Origin of the sequence: uncultured Azohydromonas sp. (genome assembly GCF_937926365.1) — a bacterium.
Lineage (GTDB): Bacteria > Pseudomonadota > Gammaproteobacteria > Burkholderiales > Burkholderiaceae_C > Azohydromonas.
Map to the genome: position 1 here is coordinate 74758 of NZ_CALAOH010000255.1, position 25533 is coordinate 100290.

Annotated in this window: 23 protein-coding genes and 1 pseudogene; 15 read left to right on the forward strand and 9 right to left on the reverse strand. The window is 59.4% G+C overall.

Features of this window, described 5'->3' with window-relative positions; genetic code table 11:
• Window positions 1–245 precede the first annotated feature (245 nt).
• On the forward strand, window positions 246–1178 hold the full coding sequence (locus tag Q0741_RS28485; protein ID WP_298236564.1) for an HTH-type transcriptional regulator ArgP: 933 nt from the start codon (window positions 246–248) through the stop codon (window positions 1176–1178).
• Here Q0741_RS28485 and Q0741_RS28490 read toward each other — a convergent pair.
• Both Q0741_RS28490 and Q0741_RS28495 read right to left on the reverse strand, forming a co-directional pair.
• The gene (locus Q0741_RS28490; protein ID WP_298236565.1) at window positions 1146–2402 is read right to left on the reverse strand and encodes a hypothetical protein; all 1257 of its coding nucleotides are present in this window, start codon (window positions 2400–2402) and stop codon (window positions 1146–1148) included. The genes Q0741_RS28485 and Q0741_RS28490 overlap by 33 nt on opposite strands.
• 3 nt (window positions 2403–2405) lie before the next feature.
• Window positions 2406–3344, reverse strand: coding sequence for a fatty acid desaturase (locus Q0741_RS28495; RefSeq protein WP_298236566.1), 939 nt, complete (start codon window positions 3342–3344; stop codon window positions 2406–2408).
• Window positions 3345–3483: 139 nt separating this feature from the next.
• Here Q0741_RS28495 and Q0741_RS28500 point away from each other — a divergent pair, with 139 nt between their 5' ends.
• Window positions 3484–3957, forward strand: a complete 474-nt coding sequence (locus Q0741_RS28500; protein WP_298236567.1) for an ACT domain-containing protein — start codon at window positions 3484–3486, stop codon at window positions 3955–3957.
• 63 nt (window positions 3958–4020) lie between these two features.
• On the opposite strand, the pseudogene Q0741_RS28505 reads toward Q0741_RS28500, so the two are convergent.
• Both Q0741_RS28505 and Q0741_RS28510 read right to left on the reverse strand, forming a co-directional pair.
• Window positions 4021–4463, reverse strand: a pseudogene (locus Q0741_RS28505) (SOS response-associated peptidase family protein).
• 69 nt (window positions 4464–4532) lie between these two features.
• Window positions 4533–5063 carry a sterol desaturase family protein gene (locus Q0741_RS28510; protein ID WP_298236569.1) on the reverse strand — a complete coding sequence of 177 codons (531 nt, stop codon included), beginning with the start codon at window positions 5061–5063 and terminating at the stop codon, window positions 4533–4535.
• Between the two features lie 538 nt (window positions 5064–5601).
• Here Q0741_RS28510 and Q0741_RS28515 point away from each other — a divergent pair.
• The 6 genes from Q0741_RS28515 (at window position 5602) to Q0741_RS28540 (ending at window position 11242) form a co-directional block, all read left to right on the forward strand.
• Window positions 5602–6048 (forward strand): single-stranded DNA-binding protein, encoded by a 447-nt coding sequence (locus Q0741_RS28515; RefSeq protein WP_298236570.1) that lies wholly within the window; start codon window positions 5602–5604, stop codon window positions 6046–6048.
• Between the two features lie 12 nt (window positions 6049–6060).
• Complete coding sequence (locus tag Q0741_RS28520) at window positions 6061–6495, forward strand: ACT domain-containing protein (protein WP_298236571.1); 435 nt, start codon at window positions 6061–6063, stop codon at window positions 6493–6495.
• Window positions 6496–7155: 660 nt separating this feature from the next.
• Window positions 7156–8253 (forward strand): hypothetical protein, encoded by a 1098-nt coding sequence (locus Q0741_RS28525; protein ID WP_298236572.1) that lies wholly within the window; start codon window positions 7156–7158, stop codon window positions 8251–8253.
• 317 nt (window positions 8254–8570) lie between these two features.
• On the forward strand, window positions 8571–9122 hold the full coding sequence (locus Q0741_RS28530) for a hypothetical protein (protein ID WP_298236573.1): 552 nt from the start codon (window positions 8571–8573) through the stop codon (window positions 9120–9122).
• A gap of 44 nt (window positions 9123–9166) precedes the next feature.
• On the forward strand, window positions 9167–9994 hold the full coding sequence (locus Q0741_RS28535; RefSeq protein ID WP_298236574.1) for a hypothetical protein: 828 nt from the start codon (window positions 9167–9169) through the stop codon (window positions 9992–9994).
• Window positions 9995–10432: 438 nt separating this feature from the next.
• On the forward strand, window positions 10433–11242 hold the full coding sequence (locus tag Q0741_RS28540) for a DNA/RNA non-specific endonuclease (protein ID WP_298236575.1): 810 nt from the start codon (window positions 10433–10435) through the stop codon (window positions 11240–11242).
• A 58-nt stretch (window positions 11243–11300) separates the two neighbouring features.
• Here Q0741_RS28540 and Q0741_RS28545 read toward each other — a convergent pair whose 3' ends face one another.
• A complete protein-coding gene (locus Q0741_RS28545) occupies window positions 11301–12278 on the reverse strand; it encodes a tripartite tricarboxylate transporter substrate binding protein (protein WP_298236576.1) in 978 nt (325 codons plus the stop codon).
• Between the two features lie 30 nt (window positions 12279–12308).
• Window positions 12309–13706 carry an FAD-dependent oxidoreductase gene (locus Q0741_RS28550; RefSeq protein WP_298236577.1) on the reverse strand — a complete coding sequence of 466 codons (1398 nt, stop codon included), beginning with the start codon at window positions 13704–13706 and terminating at the stop codon, window positions 12309–12311.
• A 90-nt stretch (window positions 13707–13796) separates the two neighbouring features.
• Between Q0741_RS28550 and Q0741_RS28555 the strand changes: the two genes are divergently transcribed.
• From Q0741_RS28555 to Q0741_RS28565, 3 genes are all read left to right on the forward strand, one after another.
• Entirely contained in the window at window positions 13797–14600 is an 804-nt protein-coding gene (locus Q0741_RS28555) for an IclR family transcriptional regulator (RefSeq protein WP_298236578.1), read from the forward strand.
• Between the two features lie 568 nt (window positions 14601–15168).
• A complete protein-coding gene (locus tag Q0741_RS28560) occupies window positions 15169–15366 on the forward strand; it encodes a hypothetical protein (RefSeq protein ID WP_298236579.1) in 198 nt (65 codons plus the stop codon).
• Window positions 15367–15491: 125 nt separating this feature from the next.
• Complete coding sequence (locus Q0741_RS28565) at window positions 15492–15638, forward strand: hypothetical protein (RefSeq protein ID WP_298236580.1); 147 nt, start codon at window positions 15492–15494, stop codon at window positions 15636–15638.
• A gap of 1499 nt (window positions 15639–17137) precedes the next feature.
• On the opposite strand, the gene Q0741_RS28570 is transcribed toward Q0741_RS28565, so the two are convergent.
• Both Q0741_RS28570 and Q0741_RS28575 read right to left on the reverse strand, forming a co-directional pair.
• The gene (locus Q0741_RS28570) at window positions 17138–17968 is read right to left on the reverse strand and encodes a hypothetical protein (protein WP_298236581.1); all 831 of its coding nucleotides are present in this window, start codon (window positions 17966–17968) and stop codon (window positions 17138–17140) included.
• Between the two features lies 1 nt (window position 17969).
• Complete coding sequence (locus Q0741_RS28575; protein WP_298236582.1) at window positions 17970–18383, reverse strand: hypothetical protein; 414 nt, start codon at window positions 18381–18383, stop codon at window positions 17970–17972.
• Window positions 18384–19301: 918 nt separating this feature from the next.
• On the opposite strand from Q0741_RS28575, the gene Q0741_RS28580 reads away from it, so the two are divergent.
• From Q0741_RS28580 to Q0741_RS28595, 4 genes are all read left to right on the forward strand, one after another.
• Window positions 19302–20330, forward strand: a complete 1029-nt coding sequence (locus Q0741_RS28580; protein WP_298236583.1) for a hypothetical protein — start codon at window positions 19302–19304, stop codon at window positions 20328–20330.
• Window positions 20320–20949 carry a hypothetical protein gene (locus Q0741_RS28585; protein WP_298236584.1) on the forward strand — a complete coding sequence of 210 codons (630 nt, stop codon included), beginning with the start codon at window positions 20320–20322 and terminating at the stop codon, window positions 20947–20949. Before Q0741_RS28580 ends, Q0741_RS28585 begins: the two co-directional genes overlap by 11 nt.
• Before the next feature lie 873 nt (window positions 20950–21822).
• On the forward strand, window positions 21823–22374 hold the full coding sequence (locus tag Q0741_RS28590; RefSeq protein ID WP_298236585.1) for a very short patch repair endonuclease: 552 nt from the start codon (window positions 21823–21825) through the stop codon (window positions 22372–22374).
• Window positions 22375–22723: 349 nt separating this feature from the next.
• Window positions 22724–23866, forward strand: coding sequence for a DUF3883 domain-containing protein (locus Q0741_RS28595; protein WP_298236586.1), 1143 nt, complete (start codon window positions 22724–22726; stop codon window positions 23864–23866).
• Window positions 23867–23989: 123 nt separating this feature from the next.
• Here the strand turns inward: Q0741_RS28595 and Q0741_RS28600 are convergent, their stop codons facing one another.
• Complete coding sequence (locus tag Q0741_RS28600; protein WP_298236587.1) at window positions 23990–25228, reverse strand: DNA cytosine methyltransferase; 1239 nt, start codon at window positions 25226–25228, stop codon at window positions 23990–23992.
• Window positions 25229–25533 lie beyond the last annotated feature (305 nt).

Below are 25533 nucleotides of genomic sequence, written 5' to 3' on the forward strand. Positions count from 1 at the left end.
ATTGGCTTTTTAGTGGCTAACTAAAATGCCATTTGCACGGGTTCAGCGCAGGCGTGCCGATTGCTGTCTTTTGTTGGATTTTCTGGAACCGGCTTGCTGGTAATGTGGTACTCATCCGGCATGTCAGTACCCCTGTAAAAAGGTTTTCCGTGCCCATTGAGTACATGCTAGCGATCTGGTCCCTTTAGTTGTTGCGATTTATCGCTTATGAATGCAGGTAAGCACTACTAAATCGGAGACCGATGATGCTGGACCGAGATCAACTGGCGACGTTCGCCGCAGTAGTTGAGCAGCGAAGTTTCGAGAAGGCTGCGACAGCCTTGAGCATCACCCGGGGTGCAGTTTCCCAACGCATCAAGGCATTGGAAGAGGCACTATCTTCAGTGCTTCTGGTACGGGAAAAGCCTGTGGTCCCGACCGCACAAGGTGAAGTGCTTTGGCGTCACGTCCAAGCGTTGCGCCTACTGGAAAGTGACACGCTGGCGAAAATCAAGCCGGAGCCAGAGCTTGCACCTGTTCCACTGGCCATCGCTGTCAACGCGGATTCGCTGGCAACCTGGATACCAACGGTGCTCTGGCCGCTGATGAAGCAGCATCGGATCGCGCTGGAGGTTATTACTGACGATCAGGACCACACATTGCGACGCCTCGCCCGCGGCGAGGTAATTGGATGCATATCTACTGAAGCCAGACCAGCAACCGGATTCATCGCGGAACCGTTAGGTGCAATGGAGTACCGGTGCTTCGCCACACGTTCCTTTGCCGATGAGCATTTTGCGAAGGGGTTCACGCTCCAGGCAGCACTGCGTGCGCCAGCAGTGCTCTTCAACAGAAAGGACTCGCTCCATGACGAGTTCCTGCAGAACGTTTTTGGTGTGAAAGTCGAGAACTACACCAAGCACTATTTGCCGGCACCCAGTACTCTGCTAGAGGGCATCGCTTCAGGTGTCGGATACGGCCTGGTGCCAACGGTGCAGGTCCAAGGGCGTTACGCCACGGAATTGGTTGATCTGGCGCCGTACCACCCTGTGTGCGTGTCGTTGCATTGGCACCATTGGGCGGTAGAGCCGCCCCTGTCACAGGTAATTACGGCGCTGGTGGTTGCTGAGGCGGCCAGGACGTTGACTCCAGGGTTGGCGTCTCAATCATGTGGGGATTCGGCGCACGGTCCCGCGTAGCCAAAAACCTGCAATCAGGAATCCTGAAGCCATCAAACCGACAACGAGTGAAACGAAATCGCTGTCGTTGAATGGTTTTCCAAGCCAGCTTGCGGCGTAGACCACGGACGCCGATACGAAACCGGTCGCAACCACTGCCAACGCTTGGGACGGGGTAAGCGTGCGGCCCGCCAGCAAGCATATGAATGGCCAAGCGATGCTTGCGATGTAGATCACGTTCACTGAAACCATGGTCGCGACGATGCCCTGTCCACGCGACGCCAGGGCAGCACCAATGCCGAGTGAGATAAGCGTCATCCATGGAGTTTCATCGGTCCGTTCTACTTTCGTTGCGGCAGCCAATGCGCTGGTCATTGCTCTAACGATCGCGGCGCCTGAGCCCAGCGCTGCTGCGGATAGACCCAGGAGCAGAATATTCCCGGCTGCAATGGAGCCGGCTTGCGACGCTACGCGCGACAACGCAAAGGGTATCACTTGCTTGCTGTCTTGAAGCCCGGCCAAGCCACCTTCGGATTGAAGACCGATGACCACCGACGCCGGAAGGAAACTGACGGCGCAAAGACAGATGCCAGCAAGCAGGCAGCCCCACACTGCTGCTGAGGATTTGCGCGCAGCAAGGAGGAATTGGTGATAGTCAGCCCCGGTACACACCAGGGCGACAACGGCAATGAAAATGGACATGGCTGTCCAAGGCTGAAATGTGCCAAGGTCGGTCACAAGCCGTGAAGGGCTTTCCATGTAAATCTGTCCAGCATGGCCGGAGACCACGGCATATACGAGAACCAACCCGCTGGCTAGGAGAAAGAGAGAAAAGATGGTCGATGCAAGACGGAGGTTGAGCCTGGACGCTATAAAGATGCCGGCTAATACCACGCCGTAAGAAACCCAGTCCGTCAAGCCTAGGAGTCTCATGATGGCTACGCCACCATGGATTTGAGCTGCCAGTACACCGGCCATCCAGACAAGCGACAGAAGCGCAACGCTGTTCTTCATGCCGCCGCCGTATGCACGACCGAAAAGATCCCAGATGGGCAAGCCGCCATGCCACAGCCGGGCGGCAAAGACAGCGAGCAGCAACATTCCAAATGCAGTGCTCAAGCCGTAAATGCTGCCCGCCATGCCATGTGATACCGCGAGTTCACCCGAACCAAAAAGGAAGCCGATGCCGTAGCTAGCGGATACCAGCAGCGCCGCAACCTGAAGAGCATTCAATGCACGTTCCATGATTCACCCATGCGTTTGCCATCCACTCGCAACAGGAGTGGGGCCGAGTAAATAAGACTTGAAGACGTTTCCTTTTTGCCTGTACAGGGGAACTTCAGCGAAGAGCTTTTGTGCAGCCGGTAAGTTGTAGTAGGGGACGGCAGGAAGAAGATGGTGGGTCAAGTGGTAGCCGTTGTTCCGAGGGTGGATCAGCAAATACCAGGCGTTGCCGTGGACGATGTCACGAGTGAACGACAACACGCCAGTCCCTGTAAAACCGAAGTGATCACACATTTCTCTGAACATCGTGATGAGATGGAATGCAGTGGCGCGGGCCAATATCCACAGCATCAGAAAGGCGGCCAGGCACTTAGGACCCACTGCCGCATGGATAAGTCCAGCGAAAACGATCCACCAGCCAACGATGTAGAGCCTCCGGCTCAACGGCACCTTGCTATTTTCAAGGTGCCCTGCTATCGATCCCCGCCATTGCCGTAGGGAAAATGCGAGCCTGGCGTAATTTCTCAACGGAGACACCTGGCAACCAGGAAGGCGGGCGAGGTAGTCTGGATCTCTGCTTGGATGGCCGAGCTGCAAGTGATGCTCGAAGTGGGTGTCGCGGTAGGCCGTCAGGTCAGCGAATACCAGCGGCGCAATCAACGCGTTTGTAATGCCGTCGTTAACCAGCCGCTTCCGGTGCAAGTTGCGATGTGCGGCGTCGTGAAGGATATTCCCAAGCGCTCTTTGCCGGTTAGCAATCACAACGAGCGCCAGAGGAGCCAGCCACCAGCTCCCATAAACGACTGCAGCAACGGCCAATGCAACAACGAGCAAATCCACTGCTACATCACATAAGGGACGCCACCAAGCCAGTTTCAAGAGATGCTGGTACGGTATTTGTTGTTTTTGCAGCTCAGAGCGAAATGCCGTAAGATCGTTAAGAACGGCATTAGCTGTCACCATCTTTTACTCCTATCTGCTTGCAAACAGATTGATAGTTGCTCGTGGAGCGGGAGTTGATGGTGTACCTGAGCGGAGCTGGCATTGGTTGCTTGTTTAGCAAACCTTAGTGTGGGTTAGCTTCGCTAAACAGGTGACGCACATGACACGTTTGCATGGCTTCAACAAAGACAATGCCGAGCCTTGCAGTACTTGGTCAACAAACTTCGGAACAAAAATGCTTGGAGAAATGAATCTAGCTGTGCTTTGCGAGACAATGGCGCCGACGCTGCATCCAGGCACGTTTGTGTACTGTTGCGTCCCTCATGAGAAATTTCCGCTGCCGATTGAGCCGCTCTGTACTTTCAAAGAGTCAGAGGGGGTAACGGTAATACTGGAGAGCGAGGCAGCCAGCGCAATGGGCTTGGAGTATCAATATGAGTGCGCGATGATTGCACTTACTGTGCATTCCGCCTTGAATGCCGTTGGATTTATCGCCGTTATCAGTAATGAATTGGCGAGGCAAAATATACCTTGCAACGTTGTGTCAGCTTTTCATCATGATCATTTATTCGTGCCGCACAGCCAGCGCGATCACGCGATGGATGTTCTCTGGGCGATTGCCTCTAAGAAATGAGGAGTCCGTAACAAGCGGTCGGCATTCCAACATCGCCAGTTCCGCCCCTTACCGAGCCGTCCTTCATGTGGCCGGGTCGTCCTTTACCACTTGATCCTTGGCCGCCTTGGCCGCCGGCCGTGGCGCCGTCTCCGCGGTGAACTGCTCGGGGTCGAACGGCTGCAGCAGTGCCCGGGCCTGCTGCTCGTCGGCGTAGAGCCAGTCCTGCCAGCGCTCGGGTGGCACCACGACCACCGAGCGCTTCTCGTCGCCGGGCTTGTGAAAGCGCCGCATAAGCGGGTGCTCATCGGCGTTTATGGTGAGCATGGAGCACGACCACAGCGGCTGCTCCTGGCGTTGCGCCTCCTCCCAGATGCCGGCGAGGAAGAAGGGCAGCCGTCCTGGCGGGCGATGCGCCAGCGCACCGCGTGCCCCGATTCGTAGTTGGGCTCGAAGATGGCCTGGACCGGGATCAAGCAGAAGCGCCGCGCTTTCCATGCCTGCCGGAAGCTGGGCTTCTCGGCCACGGTTTCACTGCGGGCGTTGTAGCACGGTCCGTGGTCTTGGCACCGCCGCGCCGAAATGCGCTCCGTGTGTTAGCGAGGTGGCCGCCAGGAAAAGGCGCTGGTGCTGCGCTCCGGTATGCCATGGCGCTGTCCACGCCGCCGGCCTTGTGGTCGTTCCCGCTCGGGCGGGGTCCACAGGAAGCCGAAGGCCACCGCGCCATCGCGCTCGTGGGTGCGGTGGTGCAGCAGGTGGGCCTGCACGAGGCGCAGCAGGTAGCCGTGGCGGACCTTCAGGGGCAGGGGAGTGCGCCGGTGCAGCAGCCCCTCGTGCACCAGCACGTAGAGCAGCCCGTAAGCCGTGACGCCCAGCGCCATCCACCACAGCACCCGCCACTGCACGTCGAGCCCGATCCAGAACAGGGCCATGGCCAGCGCCACGTAGACCAGGGCAAACAGGTCGTTGGGCTCGAAGGAGGCGCCGCGGCCCGGATCGTGGTGCGAGCGGTGCCACCACCACAGCGGGCCATGCATCACCCAGCGGTGCATCGCCCAAGTCATGACTTCCATGGCCGCGACTCCGGCCAGGAAGACGAGCAGGTGCAGCAGCGTGAAAAGCAACATGGTGGTTTCAGGCAAGGGCTTTCAGCAGGCAACGTGCCGACCAGAGATCTAACAATGGGCGGCAGGCCGAGTCGCTTCGGTGGTGGACTGCGACGGCTGCAGCTGGCGCTGGACCGCGGCGAGCGGCCACCGTTCATCTGGCATTCCAGCGCTGCTGACACAACCCAGCTGCTTGCCCTGTGTGCGAGGCACCCCGTTGCCGATGCCGTCGCGTACAGCTGCATTGGGGGTGCAACCGCAACGACCTGAGCACGCCGGTCTACGAGGTTGGCCCCAACCAGACCTGAACGCGTTGGAAAGGATCAGAGACGGCGCCCGTGCCGTCCAAGCAAATCATCCGCGGCCCGTGCAGCGAGCCGAGGTCAATTTCCCGCCGCGGCCGATTTCCTGTGGCCGAGCTTGTGTCATGCCGTTGAGCAGGCTGGCGCAGGCGTTTATTTCACCGGCGTGATATCCCGAAATAGGGCGGTCGAGACGACTCCGACGCTGTGAAGTGCGCTACCTTGTGGCTGCAGTAACGATCTGGAGGGGCGCACCAATGATCGAAGCACTCATCTCGGGCAAGGTGTATGGCCGGCCTGAGCAGCGCGTGGGCAACAACAGTGGCAAGCCTTTTGTGACGGCCAAGGTCCGTGCCGCCACCAGCGGCGGCGAGACGCTGTTTGTGAACGTCCTGGCTTTCGATGCCATCGCTCAGGCGGCGCTGCTGGCGCTGTCGGACGGCGATGCAGTGTCGCTGGCGGGAACCTTGACGCCCAAGGTTTGGACCGACCGCGAAGGCCAACCACGGCCGGCGCTCGACCTGGTGGCAAGCCGGGTACTTACGGCGTACCAGGTCAAGCGCAAGCGCGAAGCGGTGGCCGGCGCAGAGCAGCCGCCGCGGAAACCCGATGCGCCGGCTCGGCCGGGCGACTACCGCGCGCCGGCGCCTGCAATCGAAACCGACGCGGACGGCTGGCCGGCATCCGAGCAGCCCTGGAACTAAGGCGAGTACGGCGTGGTCGGCGAGCGCGACCTGCGGACGCTGCTGCGGCACATGACGCCGCAACTGCAGCCCGGCACGTTCGTGTTCTGCAGCTTCGCGGGCAACTACTTGCCCGCCGGCCTTGCGCCCATTGCCACATTCCGTGAAGCCGAAGGGCTCAGCGCCATCGTGGCGCTGGACGAGGCTGAGCGTGCTGGCGTGCCTTACCAGTTCGAATCGGCCCTGATCACGCTCACGATTCATTCGTCGCTGGACGCCGTGGGGTTCCTGGCGGCGGTTTCCGCAGTACTGGCCAAGGCCGGCATCCCGTGCCACGCCGTGGCGGCCTATCACCATGACCACCTCTTCGTGCCTCGGGACATGGGACAGCGGGCGCTGGATCTCTTGGCGGCGGTGGCCGCTGCGCCGGCAGACACGCCAAGCCAGAATCAGCCGTCGTCAAATTGAAAAAGACTCAGCCGTGCCAGCGGCGAGAACAACAAGGTCGGCAGACAGGAAGGATCGTGCGGAGGTGGACTGGGGACCGCGCCAAAATCCCGCTTCGTGCCCGGTGCCGGCTTCTAACTCGCCATCACGAATAGCGGCTTCGCAGCGGAAGCTGCCGTCCGTCCAGGATTTACAAACCGCGCAACTAATTATATTCCGACACTCATTGAATCCACCGATAGCAACGTTTAGTTGTTGACTTGTTCTAGCTACCGCATTGATATATGAATGCGGATCACATTAGAAAAGCAGAGTTCAATAGGTCGACTGCAAGACACCTGTTGGCCGAACCAATTTCTCTAGATCTGTCTTGCATTAGTGTAATTTTAGTTGCTTGGTATTGCGTCAAAATGATCAATTTATCTCAAAGATGGATATCAATACGCGCAACTAATTTATAAAAATAATTGGGCGCTTGCACGCCGGGAGGCGCACGCGGTCAATAAATCAACTGCCCTAGACACGGGGTACATAAAAACCTTCAATCCTATATCATTGACAAACTCACGCTCTCTATAGTGGTTGCCGTATCCATCTAAGCTACCTCTATTCAAGAGGCGCTGAGAAATAACACAATTCAGGGTCGGGTGTTTACTTTCACCGGAGAACGGAGCAGCCATTATGACTCTCAACAAAAAGTATTGTGGCAGAATCTCTTTGGTCGCAATGAGTGCATTGAGCGCGATGGCAATTGGTCATGAGCCCGCAATGGCCAAGCCGCTATATGAGGCTCATCCAATAGTCCTAAACGGGATGACCGCAGTTGAAGCATACGCAATAAACAATCGAGGACAGGTTACCGGATACGCCTACACGGATCCAACAAAATACAGCGCATTCTTATATAATTTCCGCACCAACTCGGGAGTCACTGGAGGTGATTTAGATGCCGGCATAGGCTATGGCATCAATGACAAATCTGAAATAGTAGTCTCCAAAAGCGGGAGTGCTTACAAGTACTTCTCAGGCGCCATAGAAAATATTGGCTATCCTGGAATGCTAACAATCCCCGAGGATATAAACAACAAAGGAGCAGTTGCAGGATACTATTATAACACGAGCAGCATCGCGAGAGCTTTTCTCTATAGCAATGGGGAAAGGTCTGATCTTGGCACGCTTGGGGGAGACTTTAGCATTGCATATGGAATCAACTCAAAAAATGAGGTCGTTGGCACTTCCTCAAATGGCGCAGCCTTTACATCGAAAGCGTTCCTGTACTCAAATGGAGCAATGGTTGACATTTTTCCGAATCTTTCTGGAAGCAGCGTCGCCGCAGAAATAAATAATCACGGAGATATTGTTGGTTGGGGACAGTTTTCCCAAGGCATAACAAATCAGGGGTTTGCAATCCGCAATGACAATCTCGATGTTTTTGGCGGCCCGGAGACAAGGGCACGCGACATTAACGAAAAAGGTGTAGTGGTAGGAGAGTCGAGCAATAAAGCTTTTGTTTATTTTCGAGGTATGTATAACTTAAACAATATATCAATAAAGCCTGAAGGATGGACTATAACTCATGCCACCGGCATAAATGATTCAGGCCTAATAACTGCATTTGGTTTCAACGAAAGAGGGGCACGTGTATCAATGATTTTAAGTCCGGTAACTCCTGTGCCTGAGCCTTCCGCATACATTACGATGGCTGCCGGCTTAGTGATAATTGGCGCGACAGTCAAAAGAGCGACAACAAATCAGAAAAAAGGCAAAACAGCGCCATAACTGACATTGTTGTTCAAGTGCTACACAGGTTCCGCGAGAATATGGAGGCCGCTGGCGGTTGGAGTGTCGAAAATACATAAAAATCTTCAATACAGGCCTGATGCGCTAATGCTGATAGCGGCTCCCTTTCTGAAGCGCAGTCTGGTCGTTCAAGTCTGGACGATCAGGCTTGTAAAGTGACATTCGGTTAGATTTTTTCTGTAGTGCAAGCATACAAAGGAACCTGCCTCGAACCTTCGTTATTTTGTTGCCGCGAAAAACTGATATTTATAAATACTATTGCGGCCCAACATCGCTTTTGCACAGGGGAACATAAAATGTCAGCACTTTCGGCTCGCATCGTTGAAGAGTTCTGCAAGCTTTGCGACTGGTCCTACCAAGTATGGATCAATCATAGAGAGCTTTTTGATGACAATCATCGCACACCAGAGCTTCTGCAATCAAAAGGCGCACACGCTTTTGAAAGATTAAGAAAAATAAGCCATGAGTACACGATCCTCCAAATAGCAAAGCTCCATGATGGTGCAGTTGTTTCAGGAAACATAACGTTAGGCATCGACTATATCGTTAAGTTTGGCGGGTGGAGTCCCGCTATATCCTTAGAGTTGGAAAGACTTGCAGGGCAGTTAAGCTCTTTTTCCAAACAACTGCGTGCGCCTCGAAATCAGCTTCTTTCGCACAATGATTTGGCTGCAATACTTAGCGGAAACCCGCTTGGGGAATTTAATCCAGGGGAGGACATTAAATATTTCGAGGTCCTGCAGAATTTTGTGAATATTGTGCACAACGAAGTTATGGGTACACCATTTCCATTTGATGACCTTGCCGAGAACGATGCAGAAATTCTAATGGCAATGATTAACTCTTGAGGACGCTCGTCCAACATCGAAGCCCACATATTGGATCGCTTGACATGACTGCGGCAACGATAAAAACGTGCGCATTGTGCAATAGCAGCCAACCTCTGCGCATAAGTCATATTGTTCCACACTTTGTCTTCTCGAGTATGAAGACTGGCTCGCTTACCGGGTATTTGCGCAGCTTGGATAATCCTGCAAGACGAATCCAAGATGGATTTAAACAGGAACTTCTATGTGATGCATGCGAACAGCTATTCAGCACATGGGAGAGCAGCGTGTCGCGGCAAGTTTATCTGCCTATAACTACCGGCCTACAATCTGTCATTCGATACGGCCAAGAGTACTCCCGTTTTGCTATCTCTGTGCTATGGCGAGTTCTTGTATGGCGATTCAATGCTTTTATTTCCGTCGCTCCGCAGTTTAAAGGAAACGTAGAAAATATAGAGCGCGAATGGCGAGCTTTTTTATTGGGCAAAGAAAGAAAGCCGGGAGCTGCATCGTGCCACACAGTGATTCTCTCAAAGAACCTAATACTTGGGGTCGGTAACGTCGTAGGACTAACGTCTGATAATTTTCAGCGTTTTCTGCAGCGCGCTGTTGATGTGGATGTTATAAGCGATCACCGACAACCTTTTGTATATGCAAAATTGGGTCGATTGCTAATATTTGGCCTTACGCCCTTGGAGGGAAATTACCGCAGCAGTCGAGTGGCGCTTCAAAATGGTGTTTTGGGTCCCGGCAAATATCAAGTTCCCTTACCTATTTTAAAGGCGCTTACGCATAATACTGAGAGAGTATTCGGTGCCATCGAAGGGCTTAGCGACGCGCAGAAGCAGAGAATTAATGCCTCAATCAATAAGAATCATGCTGGAAGGTATTGATGCGGCAGCCAAAGCTATTCATATTGCACAGGGCAAGGCGTTGCTGCGTTTGATGTCTACAAACACCCAAACGGCAGCATGCAATTCCTCATATTGCCGACCTAATAATATTCTATGGCTTGCTAATTTTGTGACAGTACAGGCGCCTGCAGAATAATGCAATCGCTTCCCCGGCGCAACAATAAAAGTCGCTGATTACAATTGGCATAGGTGGGCCGGACGGTACTTACGACTGAATGTCTGCAACCAGCCTAAAGGCGGCGCTCAACCCATGGCTTCGAAGTACCGAAACTGGCCGAGTCCGGGTAGTCAGCGTGACACCCAATTACCTGAAATCGCGGCTCTTGGTTGCCAACCGTCCCAGCAGCGGTGTGGGGCCATCATCAGCCGGGCATGGAGCGTCACTGACTCGTGGGGCGGCATGTCTAATGGCGAGCCATGAAAACGAACCTGCTCGCGGCGGCCCTGCTCGCTGCTGTCGCGCTTTCCGCCTGCGACACCCGCACCACCCAGCCCAAGACGCCGGGCCCGGCATCCGCACCTCCCGTCGCTGCGGCGCCCAAGGCCGAGCCCGTCACCGGCTTCAAGGAGTGCCGGAAGTTCTTCCCGGGCGAGCTGCCGCGCGTGCCGGACCTGCAGGCCAGGATGCCCCGCGACCTCTGCTACGACGCCTTCGCCGTGCTGCACTCGGGCCGCACCAAGACGCCGGTGTTCGTGGTGGAAAAGCTCACCGCGGCGCAGCTGGCCGACGCCGCCGACGAGGAGCGGACCAACAAGTTCTTCGCCGACGCCCGGCTGCCACAGGGCGAGCGCGCCACGCTGGAGGACTACAAGGGCTCAGGCTACGACCGCGGTCACATGGCGCCCGCGGCCGACATGCCCACCCCCACGGCCATGGCGCAATCGTTCTCGCTGGCGAACATGGTCCCCCAGTCGCCGCAAAACAACCGTGGACCCTGGGCCGATCTCGAAAACGCCACGCGGCAGTACGTCCGGCGGGCCAAGGGCCCGGTGTTTGTCTTCACCGGGCCGGTGTACTCCAGCGCGGGCGCGCAGGTCATCGGCAAGGGCCGGGTGTGGGTGCCCAAGCAGCTCTACAAGCTGGTCTACGACGCCGGCTCGAACCGGGCTTGGGCGCACTGGCTGGAAAACGAGAACGAGGCGAGGGCGGGCAAGCCGATCAGCTACCCGGAACTGGTACGCCGCACCGGCATCGAGTTCCTGCCCGGGCTGGCTCCCAACGAATAGGCTGCCCTCCTTCGGAGGGGACCCATGGGCCGCAGCGGCAAGACCCGGCCGGGCTGCCTTACTCCAGCCGGGCCCCGACCGACGCGGCGACCTCAGCCCACCTGCGGGCCTCGCCGGCGAGGAAGCCGCGGAACTGCTCCGGGTTGCCACCGGCGGGCTCGGTGCCGGCGGCCTTCAGCTTTTCCGCGACCTCGGGCGAGGCGAGCACGGCGTTGACCTCACGGTTGAGGCGCTCGACGATGGCCGCCGGGGTGCCGGCCGGCGCCATCAGGCCGTACCACTGCGTGATGGCCAGGCCCGGATAGCCGGCCTCGGCCAGCGTGGGCACGTCCGGCAGCGCCGTCAGGCGGCGCTCGGCGGCTACCGCCAGCGGCCGCAGGTTGCCCGCGGCGACGTTGCTGCCCGCGCCCTGCAGGCTGATGAACAGCGCATCGACCTGGCCGCCGATCACGTCCGACAGCGCCGGCCCGGCCCCCTTGTATGGCACGTGCAGCAGCCTGGTCTTGGCCGCGCGGCTGAACAGCTCCATGGCCAGGTGCTGCAGCCCGCCCTTGCCGTTGGACGCGTAGGTCAGGCTTCCGGGCTTCTGGCGCGCGAGCTCCACGAGCTCGCCGAGCGCGCGCGCGGGCATGTTGCGTCCGACGGCCAGGAGCATTGGCTGCGTGGCCATCAGGGCCACCGGCACGAAGTCCTTCTGCGGGTCGTAGGGCAGGCGCGGCATCACCGCCGGGTTGATGGCATGAGTGTCCGAGATGGCCACCAGCAGCGTGTAGCCGTCGGGCGTCGCGCGGGCGACGGCATCGCTGCCGATGGAGCCGCTGGCGCCGGCCTTGTTGTCCACCACCACCGGCTGGCCCAGTGACTGCGCCAGCCGCTCGCCCACCATGCGGCCGATCAGGTCCGCCGAGCCGCCCGGCGGGTAGGGCACGACGATGTGGATGGGCTTGGCGGGATAGTCGGCGGCCTGGGCCGCGGGGGCCGCGCCGAGGGCCTGCACCGCGGCGGCCAGCAGGAAGAGAGCGGTTCTGCGCTGCATGGCGGGTCTCCTTTCGTTGGGGCTTGCCTTTCAGTTCCTCTCGAGCACGGCGCCCTGGCGGCGCAGCTCGGCCTGCAGTGCCGCGACATCCAGCCGCGCCGGCGCGACGCTGTGGAGGGCCGCCAGCGCCGCCATGACGCCCGCTGCATGGCCCGTGGCCATGCACACTGGCTGCCCGCGCGCGGATCCGGCCGCCTCGTGCGTGGCCGACAGCGCCCGGCCCGCGGCCAGCAGGTTGTCCACGCCCTGCGCGACCAGGCAGCGTGCCGGGATGCCGTAGGAGCGCTCCAGGCGCGAGAGGTCCGTTCCGCCTCCCGCGACCTGGCCCGCGGCCGCCGCGCCACCCTGGCCGACGTCGTGGATGTCCAGCGGGTAGGCGCCTCGCGCCACCTGGTCCGGGAAGTCGCGCCCGGCCAGCACGTCCTCGCGCGTGAGCACGTAGGCGCCCTGGATGCGGCGGGTCTCGCGCACGCCGATCTGGAACGGGCTGGAGACAACGTAGCAGTGCTCGAAGCCCGGCACGTACTGGCGCAGGAAGCGCACGCCCTCCAGGATCTGCCGCTGGCCCTCGATCTCCGCGCGCGTGAGCTCGTCGGGATCGGTGGCGTCGATGCCGTGCACCCGCGTGATGTTGATGGTGACCTCGCGGCGCCCGGGCAGCGGGTTGAAGCCCATGTCCTCGCGCGGGATGGTGTAGTCGCCCGCGGCGCGCGCCTTGCGGATGAGGCCGCGAAAGCCTGCCACGCCCACGCCCGGCTTGCTGCGGAAGGCCGCCACGCTGTACTCGTCGCCGATGTAGCCCGGGGGCGTCTCGAAGTCTTCCGGATGCGCCTCCAGGTAGGCCCAGGTGCGCTCCAGCTCCACGCCGCCGACGCGAAAGATCGCCGACACCGGCTGCACCTTGGCGTCGCCCTCGCGTCCGAAGACGAAACGCGCGCCGGCCGTGGCGGCCAGGTCGGCGTCGCCCGTGCAGTCCACGAAGCAGCGCGCCGGCACGATCTCCAGCCCCGCCTTGTTGGCCAGCCGCACGGCCTGGACATGGCCTGTGTCCGCCAGCGCGTCCACCAGGAAGCTGTGCAGCAGCACCTGCAGCCCCGAGGTGCGCACCATCTCCATCAGGCACAGCTTTAGCGCTTCCGGGTCCTGGCCCATGACGGAGCCGTGGCGCGGATGCGCGGACACGGCGGTGGCACCTTCCATGGCGCGCGCGCGCTCGATGAGCTCCTGCCCGATGCCGCCGAGCGCCGCGCGGCCCGCGCCGTCGTGGACGCCCTTCATCGACATGCCCAGCGCCAGCACGCCGCCCAGGCTGCCGTACTGCTCCACCAGCAGCGTGCGCGCGCCGGTGCGCGCCGCGGCGATTCCCGCGATGGCGCCCGCGGTGCCGCCGCCCACCACGACCACATCGTAGCCCTGTCGAAGTCTCACGGTCTGGCTCCTGAATCGACCTGCGCCCCAGGCTAGGACTGCGGGCGCGGACGCGGGCGTGAAACCGCCGATTCATTCCACAATATGGACATGTCGAGCGATGCAGCGGAAGCGGTTAAGGCCACGCAGGGGGCGCAGAGCCTGCGCCGCGCGGTGGCCGTGCTGCGTGCGCTGGCCGCGGCCCAGGACAGGGGCGCGAGCCTGGCCGACATCGCGGCCCAGTGCGGCCTGACGCGGCCCACGGCGCACCGGATGCTGCAGGTGCTGGTGGAGGAAGGGCTGGCCGAGCGCTCGCCGCGCGGCACGCGCTACCTCATCGGGCGCGACGCCACGCTGCTGGGCATGGCGCGCGCCTCGCCGTTTCCGATCCGCGCCGTGGCCGAGCCGTTCCTGCGCCGGGTGTGCGAGGCCACTGGCGACTCGACCGTGCTCACGCTGCGCAGCGGGCCCGACTCCATCTGCGTGGACCGGCGCACGGGCAGCTACCCGATCCAGGTCATGGCGGTGGCCGTGGGCGCGCGGCTGCCGCTGGGCGTGGGCGTCGGGGGCCTCACCATCCTGGCGTTCCTGCCCGACGCCGAGATCGCTCAGCTGCTGCAGCGCAACGAGGGGCGGCTGGCACGCTACCGGCTCACAGCCGCGGCGCTGCTGGAGCGCGTGCGCGAAGTGCGCGAGCGCCGCTACGCTTTCACGGAAACCGGCGTGATCCCGGGCACGCACGTGCTGGCCGTGCCGGTCTTCGGCCAGGACGAGCGGCCCGTGGCCGCGCTGAGCATCAACGCCATGGCGCAGCGGCTGCCGCGGCGCCGTGCGCAGCAGCTGGTGCCGCTGCTGATGGAGCAGGCCGCGGGTATCGCGCGGGAGCACGCGCAGCTTGCCGGCTCCAAGGGTTGACTGGTCCGTCTCACCGGCCGTGGCTTTGAGTGCGGGTGCAACCAGATTCGACCTGCTCGGGGTTGCAGCGCAAGGCAGCAGCGGCATGGACAAAGGGCGGCCAGCAACGGGTACTACACCGCGCAGGAAGGATCAAAAGCCCGCCCTGGCCGCCCAATGCCATCCTATGGCCGCGGTTCCCGGTGTGGAGGCTGGGCTTTCCCGATGACCCGTGCCAGCGCAGCCGGGCCCGAGCCAGGACCGGGAGCTGGATGCCAACGCCTTTTGTCGTGCACTGTCGCCTTGCACTGCGGCCACGGATACAGCGCCTGGGACAGACACCGACCGAGCCCTGACACGTGCGTGTGTGCAACCTCCTTGCCATGGGCTTGGGAGTGGCCCCAGCAGGGGCAATCCCGACAGGGCAAATCAGCACGACAGGGCGCGGCCGGCCTGCCTACGATGCTCTCGAGCTCGCTGTCACCGCCGCCCGCACAAGCAGCACCGCGGCGCGCGCACACCGCCTTGTGCCGCACAGGCCCATTCCGCCGGGCGCAGCTCCGGGCCAACCTCATCGACCGCTACAACGATGGACAACCTCTGCACCGCCCACGTGCGCTTCGATCTCGCCCCTCCCGAGTACGCGACAGCGTTTGCAGAGCTGGAGCGGCTGGCTTCGCGCGGGCAGCTGACGCTGGCGCAGCTGCGACGCGAAATCCGCGCCCTGCGCGAGCGGTTCACGGACGGGCGGCCGGTAGCCTTGTGCATGCCGCGCCAGCAATGCTGAAGCGGGACCGGCGCAAGCGGCGTCAACGCGCCTACTGCGCACTGCGTTGAGCAGTACAACGGTGCCAGCGCAACCAGCTGGGCTTGCGCCGGTACCCGAGACGACGACGTGCAAGGAGGCTGCAATTGAGCAAGGGCAAGCACGGTGCGGTTGCTGCAGTGACGCTGGCGCTGGCCATCGTGTCGGCTGTCTGGCTGACAGCCATGGGCGTTGCAGGCGAGGAGCACGTGGCGCTGGTGGTGGCCTTGGCCACCGCCCGGCCGCTGCCCTGAGCCGGGGCCGCATGGCGGCGGTGCAGCAGCCCCGCCCATGGGGCCTGGTGCTTCCGACCCATTCCCTTTCGGGAAGGCGAGGGCATTGCTGCCTGTTTTTTAGGCAGAGCGGCGTGGTGCCTGCTGGATCAACGACTTGGCTGCGCCGCGGGCGGGTACGCCACAGGGTTGTCCACAGCGGCAGGGGGTAACTTGCAAGGGCGGCCCGCGGCGGCCGGAAAGTCATCATCAACGCCGCAGCGCTCGCGCTGGTTGCCGGCACCATCAGGAGATTCAAATACGACTGGCCGATCGCTTCGTACGTCGAGCGCGCCAGCCACGCATGTCTGCCGCCGGCCGCGCCACTGGCGCAGCCCCACGCTGCCACCTGCCGGCTCGTGGCCGCGTTCACTGCCATGCCAGCATCCAGCCCGACCTGCGACAAGGCGTCCGCCTGCTTCACCAGCCGCTCAAGCCAGCGATGCAGATGCGCACGCCCGGCGAGCAAGTCCAACTTGGTTGCACGCGGGGTGCGCCAGCACGAAACTGTGCGCCAGGTCGCGCGGGTACAGCGAGAAGGTGTCGCAGGTGCCCGCGGTGTGCGGCTCGGTGCGCCAAGTCGCGCGGGTACAGCGAGAAGGGGACGTAGTGGTCCACGTCGGCGCTCGCTCCCAGGGGGAGCCCGCAGTAGAAGCAGCGCTCGCCGTTGAGCCTGCGTAGGCCTTCGCCCATGCGCTGCAGCGACTGCCGGGACGTGGCGAACAGGAAGTCCTCCAGGTCGCCTAGCGTCGCCCAGGATGGCATGGTTGCGCCGGTTGGCCCTGATATGCGTGATCCGGTGTGCGCCGGCAAGCTGCTGCACCAGGGGGTAGAAGCGGCACAGGCAGTACGCCACGCCGGGGTGCAACCGCACCCGGCCCGGTCCCGGGCGCTCGTAGAGGAAGGAGTCGGTAATGCCGCCGAAGTTCTGCAGGTAGCGCAGCGGATGGTCGGACACCGTGGCGGTGACCCTGGCGAGCAGCGCGGCGTAGTCCGCATGCGCGGCGGCCTGCTGCGGCGTCGAGACATTGGCGCAGACTCAAAACGCCACGATGACGCTCAGCACCGCGGCTTGGTCGCCGAGGTTCTGTGCCAGTACCCTTGGCGCCATATGTTGCAACAGATCGCTGCCTATGCACCGAGTCCGGCTGGCATGTACCGCTAAGCCATTGCCAAGGGCATTTGAGAAGTGCGGCATCACTGCGGAAAACATGGGCTTCCTGACAGCTACCAACGCCTTCTGCTGCCCAGCCGCTGCATGGTAGCCTTCAGTGTGTTAAACTGTGCGCAAGCCTTCGTACCGGGCCGTCTCGACAACGCTCCAAGAGATTTTGGACGCTTGGACGGGCGCAAGTGATGGATGGTATACGGGAAATACCCCGGGCAAAACCGAGTGGTCACTCCCATATATTGCCGCAGCGGGTGGGAATTGAGCGAAGCGCAAAGGAAATAGCGGGAACGACAATGTCGGTTCCCGCTTTTCATTTGTGGAAGTCGTTGCTGAACATGTTGACGTGTGTTCTCTTCGTGATATCCACTTGTCGGCTGTGGCAGTTCTGAAAGGTCACGGAAATCCGCTCGCCATCGTTGTCGCCCGCGGTCACATTGAAGTGCCGCTGATCTTCAAGGCGTTTCCCAAAACGGAAGAGTCCATTGAGGTGGCACGTAATATCGTGTTCACCTCCCGTCTCGAAACGCGAATGCTCTTCAAATCCATAACAGAAATGGCGACCTGCATCGTCCTTGAAATAGCGATCTGGGTACTTTGAACGGAGACGCGGTCCCCGTCTTTTGACGATCTGCCGAATTAAACCAGTGGATCGAGCAATGAAATCGCCTTCGCCAGTGCTTTCGTGGCATAATCGAGCCAGTTCCTGTAATTCGTCGGCATCGAAGTTTCGAATGGGTAAAATCGCGGCCTGAAATGAGACCGCCTCCTCAAGCTCAAGCAAAAGGAATCCAAGGTTTCTCAGGAGTCGCGCTGCCTGACCCGATAGAAAGTTTTGGACGCTAGGTATGTGAGTAGTAAAATCAACGTGTCCAATAAATATCGACGAGTGTAGATTCTGGGCCGCATGCGCCAACCGCTTGTCAAGTAACAGCGCAACAGCGTCCATGCTAGCGCTCTGCTCCAGCAAGAAGTTCGCAAGATCTAGCGCTTCTTTCTTAGGATTAAAAACTGTGGGAACAAAAGTTGTTTTGTCCCTGAGTTCCTTTGGAAGGAACTGGCCATTCAAAATCTGATCAGCTCGGCCCAGGAACAGTTCGCTCGCCAGTCTCTTATCGGTCGCCAAGACGACAAGGATTTTCATTTCACTTGATAGCAATCAGTTTTGCGATGACTGAGGCCGGCAGCATGAAATTTGAGCCATCATTGGCTACAAACGCAAGAACTTTGAAAAACGTTTCAACGTCGGATGCCGTGATATCTGCCTGTTCGGTTGCTTTTCGGGGTTCAGTATCGAATTCAAACGGAACGTCTAGTGGAACGAGCGCTAGCTTGGCTCTCATGGTGGGATGTTCAACCAACCTGCAGCCATACGTCGGCCCACTGTCTCTGATAAACAGTTTGAGGGTTTGGCCTGTTGTTAGGGCTTCCTTGTAGTTGTCTAGTCCGCGCGCCGTCAACAGTCCCGGTAGGGCGCTTAGGAAGACCGGCTGCCGCCTCTTCGTCCAGTTTTCATCCGCGATGGCCTTGAGTGCAGCTCCTAAGAATTGGACATCCATATCATTCTCCAAAAATTATAAATTTAGCCAACTCAGAGCTGAGCGATACACGCCTCGCCTGGGAAAGCCCTCGCTCTCTGTGCCTCCTGCAACTCCGAAGGGAGCGAGAGGCACGGCTTGGTAAGCCGTTAACGACTTCTGTTCACAACCCAGTTAGCGAAGTCGGCGTCCAATCCCGCGGCACTGCTGTAATACGCACGTCAGTCATATTTGTCTAAGGCGGCATTGTCAGTGACGACCAAACGCGGTCAATGGACGGCGGACGCACTGTCAGGTGTTTCGCCATGCTATGGCTATCTCCCACTAGTATATCCTGCAGCGGCTTAGGAGCCCGCTGAAAAATTGCCGCTCCGCGTAAGACCGACAGATCCTTCAGCCTAGCTTTTCACATGTGGGTTGACTCAGTCTATTTTTCCATGGTAGCTGAATGTTGGGTTAGCCCTAGTGTGCGCCGCAAGACGTGAAATGTTCACGTCTTGCGCCATATCTCTGAAATCCTGCTTGGCGATCACCAGTCGCCTTAGTAGCTGCATGACGTCCTGCAGGCACTGGGCGTTGAGGTGGCGCATCTCGCCTTCTACCTGTCATAGATACGGTCACAGGGAAGACTCCATGAACCTGCGGCAAGCGGTACTCGGGCACCGGGGAGGACGACCCGCAGGACCTAGCGACTGCTTGGAGCCGAGGCTGTGTGAAAAGTCGATCGGCGGCCGTTTTCAGGGGTCCTTCGACCCTTGGCGACCTCCAAAAAATCGCACCTGGAGCGTTCTAGCGGGTCGTCGTTCTGCGAGGCGCTTTGGTAGCCGCGTTTTTACACAGCCTCAGACGGCAGCCGTCATGCTGAACGGGCGGGCCTTGCGTCAGGGCTCGGCATCGCCATGCCTCACAATTGGCTAAACAAGCTTTAGGAGGGTGATGATGGCCGAACACAGGCCCGTTGAGTTCGCAAATTTTGTCTGCCGTGCAGGCTCGCTAGAGCTGTTGGATTTTGTAGATACTGTTATCTTGCCGGCATTCATGAGTCCACTCAGTAGAAAATGGGGTGACAATTCATATTTCCTGCATGATGTCCGAGTGATAGACCTTGCGCCTGAGATGCGTAATGGCGTCCTAGCGGTCTGCGGACGTTTTGTAAAGGACACTGTGCTGCACAGTCAGCAGATATTCGACCAGGGCGAGCTTGTCGCAAACAATCAGAAAATCAAATCCTCGCCGTCTGCCTTCTTCGTGCTACTTCTTGAACAACATAAGTTAATTTACTGTTCGGAGTACAAAGGAGCGCCGAGCCTTGAGACATTGCGGTCAACGTTGCAGCAGTTCATTGGTCGAACACACTCAACCTACATCCATGCCGTGTACGAGGAGTGTAAGGCGGATGCACAAGCTTCTTCCTTCGAGAAAAGGGAGCGCGTAACGAAGGTGGCGCTACTGGCCGATTTCCCTCGGCCAACGCTTGAGATCGTGCCGTTAGCGAGCCAAGAGTCCATTGAAGAGTTTATAAAGAGATTTAAAACACTGCAGTCAATGACAATTCGGCTCATTAAGCCAAACAATGAGATTAATAATGAAGGTTTCTTCAAGGCGATGCGGGGTAACTCAGAAAAGCTGGGCGCGTCTACATCTGCGCTTACCTATAAAAATTCAGATGGCCTTAGCAAGGCGACTGCTGCAAGCCATGCTGAGGCGGCCGCCGACGGCAATGCAGAGCTAAAGTTTTCGGGAAAGGACAAGGACGGACAGCAATTGAGCGGGAGTAACGACGATTTCCGCGTTGTGCGATTTGTTCAAGATCTTCCTTCAAAACCAGTGGCTGCCGCAAGGAGGCTTTTCCAAGAATTTATGAGTGCGCGGAAATCTGGTTTGATTGCAGGCGAGCCTGCCGCAGCGGATCGCCAAGAAGCGCGCCTAGCGGTAGTTCGTCAAATGGTCACAAACAATGAAGATTGAGCCTAAGGATCTTACGAGAGAGAAAACACTTCTCTCGCTGTACGTTCTTTCGTTTAAGTTCCCTGGGAGCTGGTTCAACCGTGTGCTGACGCTTGTTGCATTGTTGTGTGCGGCTTTCTGGTGTTGGCATACTAGAAGTGATCCTGGGAAAATATTCTCCCACTTCCGAAAGGTGGTGGATGCAGATTTTGCCTTCGCAACATCGATTCTTGGATTTCTGGTCGCTGGTTTCACGGTGTTTGTCACTATCACCAAGGTCGACATTTTTGTTGAAATGGCAAAGCAGGAGTATGAAAATACTGGCGAAAGCTATTTGAAATACAATTTAAACGCCTTCGTGCTGACATTTGTTCACTACATCGCGTTTCTATTTTTTTGCCTTTGCATCCAACTTTTTGGTCAGCCCGGAGGACTTGCGGCCTACTTGCTAGAGAGGATTGCAGAGGAATGGTTCTATTCGAAAAGCAACGTCCGGGCACTCGTCGCATCGGTCTTGCTAACTTTCATCACTGCATGGTCGGTGTACGTCGTGCTTTTATTGAAGTCATTTATTTACAATACTTATCAGGTGGTGACCACTGTCGTCAGATGGGAACTGGAGAAACCGCCTGAGCGCTAAATCGGAGCCTGCCTCGTATGCGTCGGCGCCAGCAGTGATGCAGAGATCCGATGAATATATCTCATAAAATCCGATCAAGGTAAAGGATTCTTGGGGAAATAATTTACCGCTATGCGGCTTGTTTTGTTTATCTGGGAACCGTCTCGGTGCCGTCTGGTACGGTGATATTTTATCAAGTGCTGAGAGAGCTGAACGGAAAGGCTTTGTGGTTTCCCAGGGCGCATTGTGGCACTGTGTTCCTGCAGAACACATAAGGCCGAACTGGGTAAGATGCATCTTGATAACTTGACACGAGTGGTGCGCGCTTTAATGCATGGGCCGCTGAAATAGGTAGTGTCGAGCTTGGCTTTTCGTTGCGAATTGAGGCGCCCGCAATCTGAGGAATCTACCTAGTCTTTCAAAGAAGTGCAGTTTCAGAACGAAGGATAGAGGTTCGCTACGTGCAGTTGGCGCCGACCTCTCTTGCGACGTGGCCCATTCACACCGGAGTAGCTCCTTGTGACGAAGCACCGGCATTTCAGTAAGAGCCCCTGTGATGGCAGCGTGAATTTGTCACGCCATGCGGCAGCCAGTTCTGCTCCATGCCGTTTGAAATCTCGGCTCCTATTCGCCAGACGCCTCAGCAGTGGCGTGAGGTGGTGCAGCCGCCGGGCGATGAGGTGGTGCACTTTGCCTTGACCCTGCCACACGCCGTAGACAGCCAGCAGCCGCAAGCCCTGCAGTTCCTGGCGCTTTTGCGAGCCGGCAACCCAGCATCCGTTCGAACCGACGTTGCTGCCCCGGTAAACGGGGGGGGGGCACGTCGTTCGCCACAGTGGTGCCGCTAGGGGCGGTTGCTTGTGCTGGACAGGCATGGGCCTACAAGAGACGGGCATGACAGACATAGTCGATCCGGTAACACGCAGCCGGATGATGGCCGCGATCCGCGGCAAGGACACCAAGCCGGAGATGGTGGTGCGGCGCTATCTGCATTCCGCGGGACTCCGATATGTCCTGCATGACTGCACGCTTCCTGGGAAGCCCGACTTGGTGTTTCCCGGACGACGTCTCGCCGTGTTCGTGCATGGCTGCTTCTGGCATCGCCATCCCGGTTGCCGGTATGCGACGACGCCGGCCACGCGCCGTGAGTTCTGGGAAAAGAAGTTCGCGGCCAACGTCGGGCGAGACCGGAGGACGGCTGACGCGCTTGAAGCGGCAGGATGGACAGTGATCACCGTCTGGGAGTGCGAGACGCGGTCGTCCCAGTTCTTGGAGCGCTTGGCGCAGGCGGTGAGACACGTTCCGGTAGCCGGGCGAACGCGGCCCAAGCAGCCCGCGGCTCGTCAGCCGCGTCGCCGCCAGTACAGTCCCCCGTCGTCGGCCTCGAATCCCGGCAAGGCGCGCATCTCGCTCGAGGCTGCGTCCGGCCCGACGTCCGGGAAGTAGCGCATCTCCGGCCGACCCGTGCCTGCAGTCGGCTTGCGAAAGAAGCCGTTGAACCGTTCCACGAACATCTTGCATTTGCTTGACGGCGTCTCCGATGCGCCGCCAGCTGGCAGGCAGGCCGATGAATAGAGAGAGTGCCTGCTCAGATGTCGGTATCCACAGCACCAGTGTCGTGTAACAATACGTCAATATCATTTTTCATCGTTGTGAAACAGCCTTGTCCCATCAACTTGCGGATGGCTTGCGAACTGATGGGCTAGGATTCTGCGTGAATCTTCGAAACTGCATCTGGGGTTTCGAAAAGGCGGTCGGCAAATAGAAAATTTCTCAAGGAGGGGGAATGCCGAGAATGTTTTCGTTGAAGAGGCTGAGGGCCTCTGATCTTTCTCTTTTCAAGACTTATTTTCTTGACCATCCGGGAACCAATCAGAAGGGGTTCAACCTGGATGTCAAGATCATGGAGGGGAAATTCTTTCCTGATCTGCGCGCCTTGCTGGAGTCACTGCCCAAGCATGCGGCGCACGTTGACCTTACCCTGGTCGGGCCGGGCGGGGCCGAACCTCATTCGTTGGCGCGCAAGGTCAAGCGGGACGCCAAGAACATAAGGCTGAACGGAGAGTGCGTTGACGCCCCGGTTGACGATCCCGAACGGTATGACGTGCTGGCCCCGAATGATCTGGCTGTCATGGAATTCATTGGATGCCCCTTGCCAGTCGCCGTCAATGTGGTGCTGATCGCAAGGTCCCATGAACTGGACCAGTGTCTTTACAAGGTATTCGACAAGCTGATGCCCGACGTGGCCGACTCGATGCGATCACTGTCGCTTCGGGAAATCGAGGACGCGATTCTCGAATGCGTGCTTCCGAAGGATCATCCGATCCTTGACTGGCTGGAGGACGGCCTGCTCGAAGAGGTTGGCCAGGGGAATGCAAGGGTCGCTGAAGAGATAAACGCGCGTCGTTCCGGAAGAGGAATGGATCCGGAGGCCTTCATGGCTGCCAAGGCCTCGGCGGAACGGACGGGACGCTGGGGCGAGGAGCTGTTGAACGGGTATTTCGAGTCGCTCTACCGTTTCCCGGGTTCCGGAGAATACGAGTGGGTTTCCAGAGCGAACGCGATATCGCCCTTCGATTTCAGGTTCTCGCATGGCACCCATGCCGAGCGTCATATCGATGCAAAGAGCACGTCAGGACCTTTCGAGAGGCCGATCTACATGTCAGTCGCAGAGATCCGGCATGCCGTGCACAGCGGAATACCGTACGACATCTATCGCCTTTTCCATGTGACAGAAGACGCGGCCGTCTTCAGGATTGCCAGAGACGTGGGGCCGAAGCTCGCTGAAATACTCGATGCGCTGGTCCACCTCCCCACCGGAGCAAGCGTCGAGTCCCTGTCGTTCGACCCTTCCTTCTTCGAGTTCAGCCTGATGCCGCACACGATTGGCGTGGAGGATCCTTTGCTGGCAGCTATTTCCGGCAAGCCCGTGTTTTAGTCAGTGACGGCGCGCTTTCCGTTTGGGATGTGCCCTGCTGAAGACAGGACCTGCTGCAGGCCTTCGGAGAGCATGCGGCGGCATGCCGGATTATCTCCTGCATGTGCCATCTCGCATGCAGGATCAAGGCACGCCCAGTATGCCGTGCACTATCCCGGCCACCTGCTTGGCGATCCATGGAGGAATCGAGCGCGCGACCTGGGTGTACTGCGCCGTGCGGTTTCCCTCGAAGAAGTAGTCGTCGGGAAAGGTCTGCAGTCTCGCGGCCTCGCGTACCGTCAGGCTTCTTGCCTGTCCGGGATCGGGATGGATGAATCCGTGGCCTTCCTTCGAGATATGGGCAAGCACGGGCGTCGAGGGTCTGTGCGCGCACTGGACACGGTATCTGCCGAATCCCGGCGCAAGCGTGACGCCGCTGTCGAGACCGGTGCCCCGGTCCCCGAACAGGCTTCGCGGGAAGACCTCGAGGGCAGGCGACTCGCGGAAGCACCACGCATAGGCAGCCGCGAACATGTAGCGCGCCACGTCGGCCGGCAACACGGCGCGGGCCTCGTGCTGGATCACGCCCCCGAGCTCCGGCACGTCCAGCCACCCGGCGACATCGGCGGCACCATCCTCGAACGTCGTGGTCCAGGGAGTGAACCCGTTGCCGGGGCAACCCAACCTAGAAATGGAACCGATGGCCTCGGCCATCTCCGACAGCACCCTCCCTTCGCCAAGCGCGCCCCATCCCCTTACGGCACCGGGCGCCGCACGCACAGCCTCTCGCCACCCGCTTCCGGATTCGTCATGGATCAGCCGGCCCCGGATTCTCGGCATTCCGCGCAGGACGTGCGTGACCGTGGCCTTCGCGTCGGACGGGACGAGCAGGCCGTTTCGACGCATGCGTGCCAAGTCCGAGCGGATCGCCAGCACGACGGTCCGGTGGCGCGCCTGCGGAATCCCGTATCGTTCGCATTCGATGACGTGGTCATCCGGTCCGGCTTCGTGCAGAGCGACGTTCCTGACCAAGGATCTCAACTCGTACGACAGGCCTCCGGGAATGGCAGCGAGGTCTCGCCTGACATGCTCGAACACGGTCCCGGTTGCCCCCATGATCTGCTGACAAAATCCGGGCACGTCATCCATCACGATGACCGGTGGCGCATGGGCAGCGATGATGCGCAGGTATTCCCGGTACAGGAAGTGCCTGTGGTCGGATGACGGCCCCGCCGCTTCCCGAAGCCTAGATCGTGCGGTTTCCACAACGGGCATGCAGGGCGGACTGCCGGCAAGGACCCAGGCCGTGGCATCGCCCAGCGCGCAACGGATCCTGGCATCCAGCAGGTCGGGCGGTATTTCTCCGGGCATGCCGTTCAGCACGACCGCATCTGCCTGCCCGAGCGCTTCGGCGACCGGAGGCAGGCTCTCGAACTCCTCCCTTGACAGCTCGCCACGAAGGAAGCCGTGGTAGCTGTCCAGCCTCGCCCAGGAGCCGCCTTGCCACGCGCAGCCGCAGCGTGCGGGTCGAGGCCGGATCCTTCTCCAGGGACAGGGCAACGCGGAACGAGGGCGTGCCGGTGCTACCGCTCACGCTTGCGAACCCTTCGCCAAGACCGCCGCATCCGGCAAAGAGGTCGATGACCGGGATGGTCTTCATGCGGAGCGGCGCCGGCGGGGACTCGTCC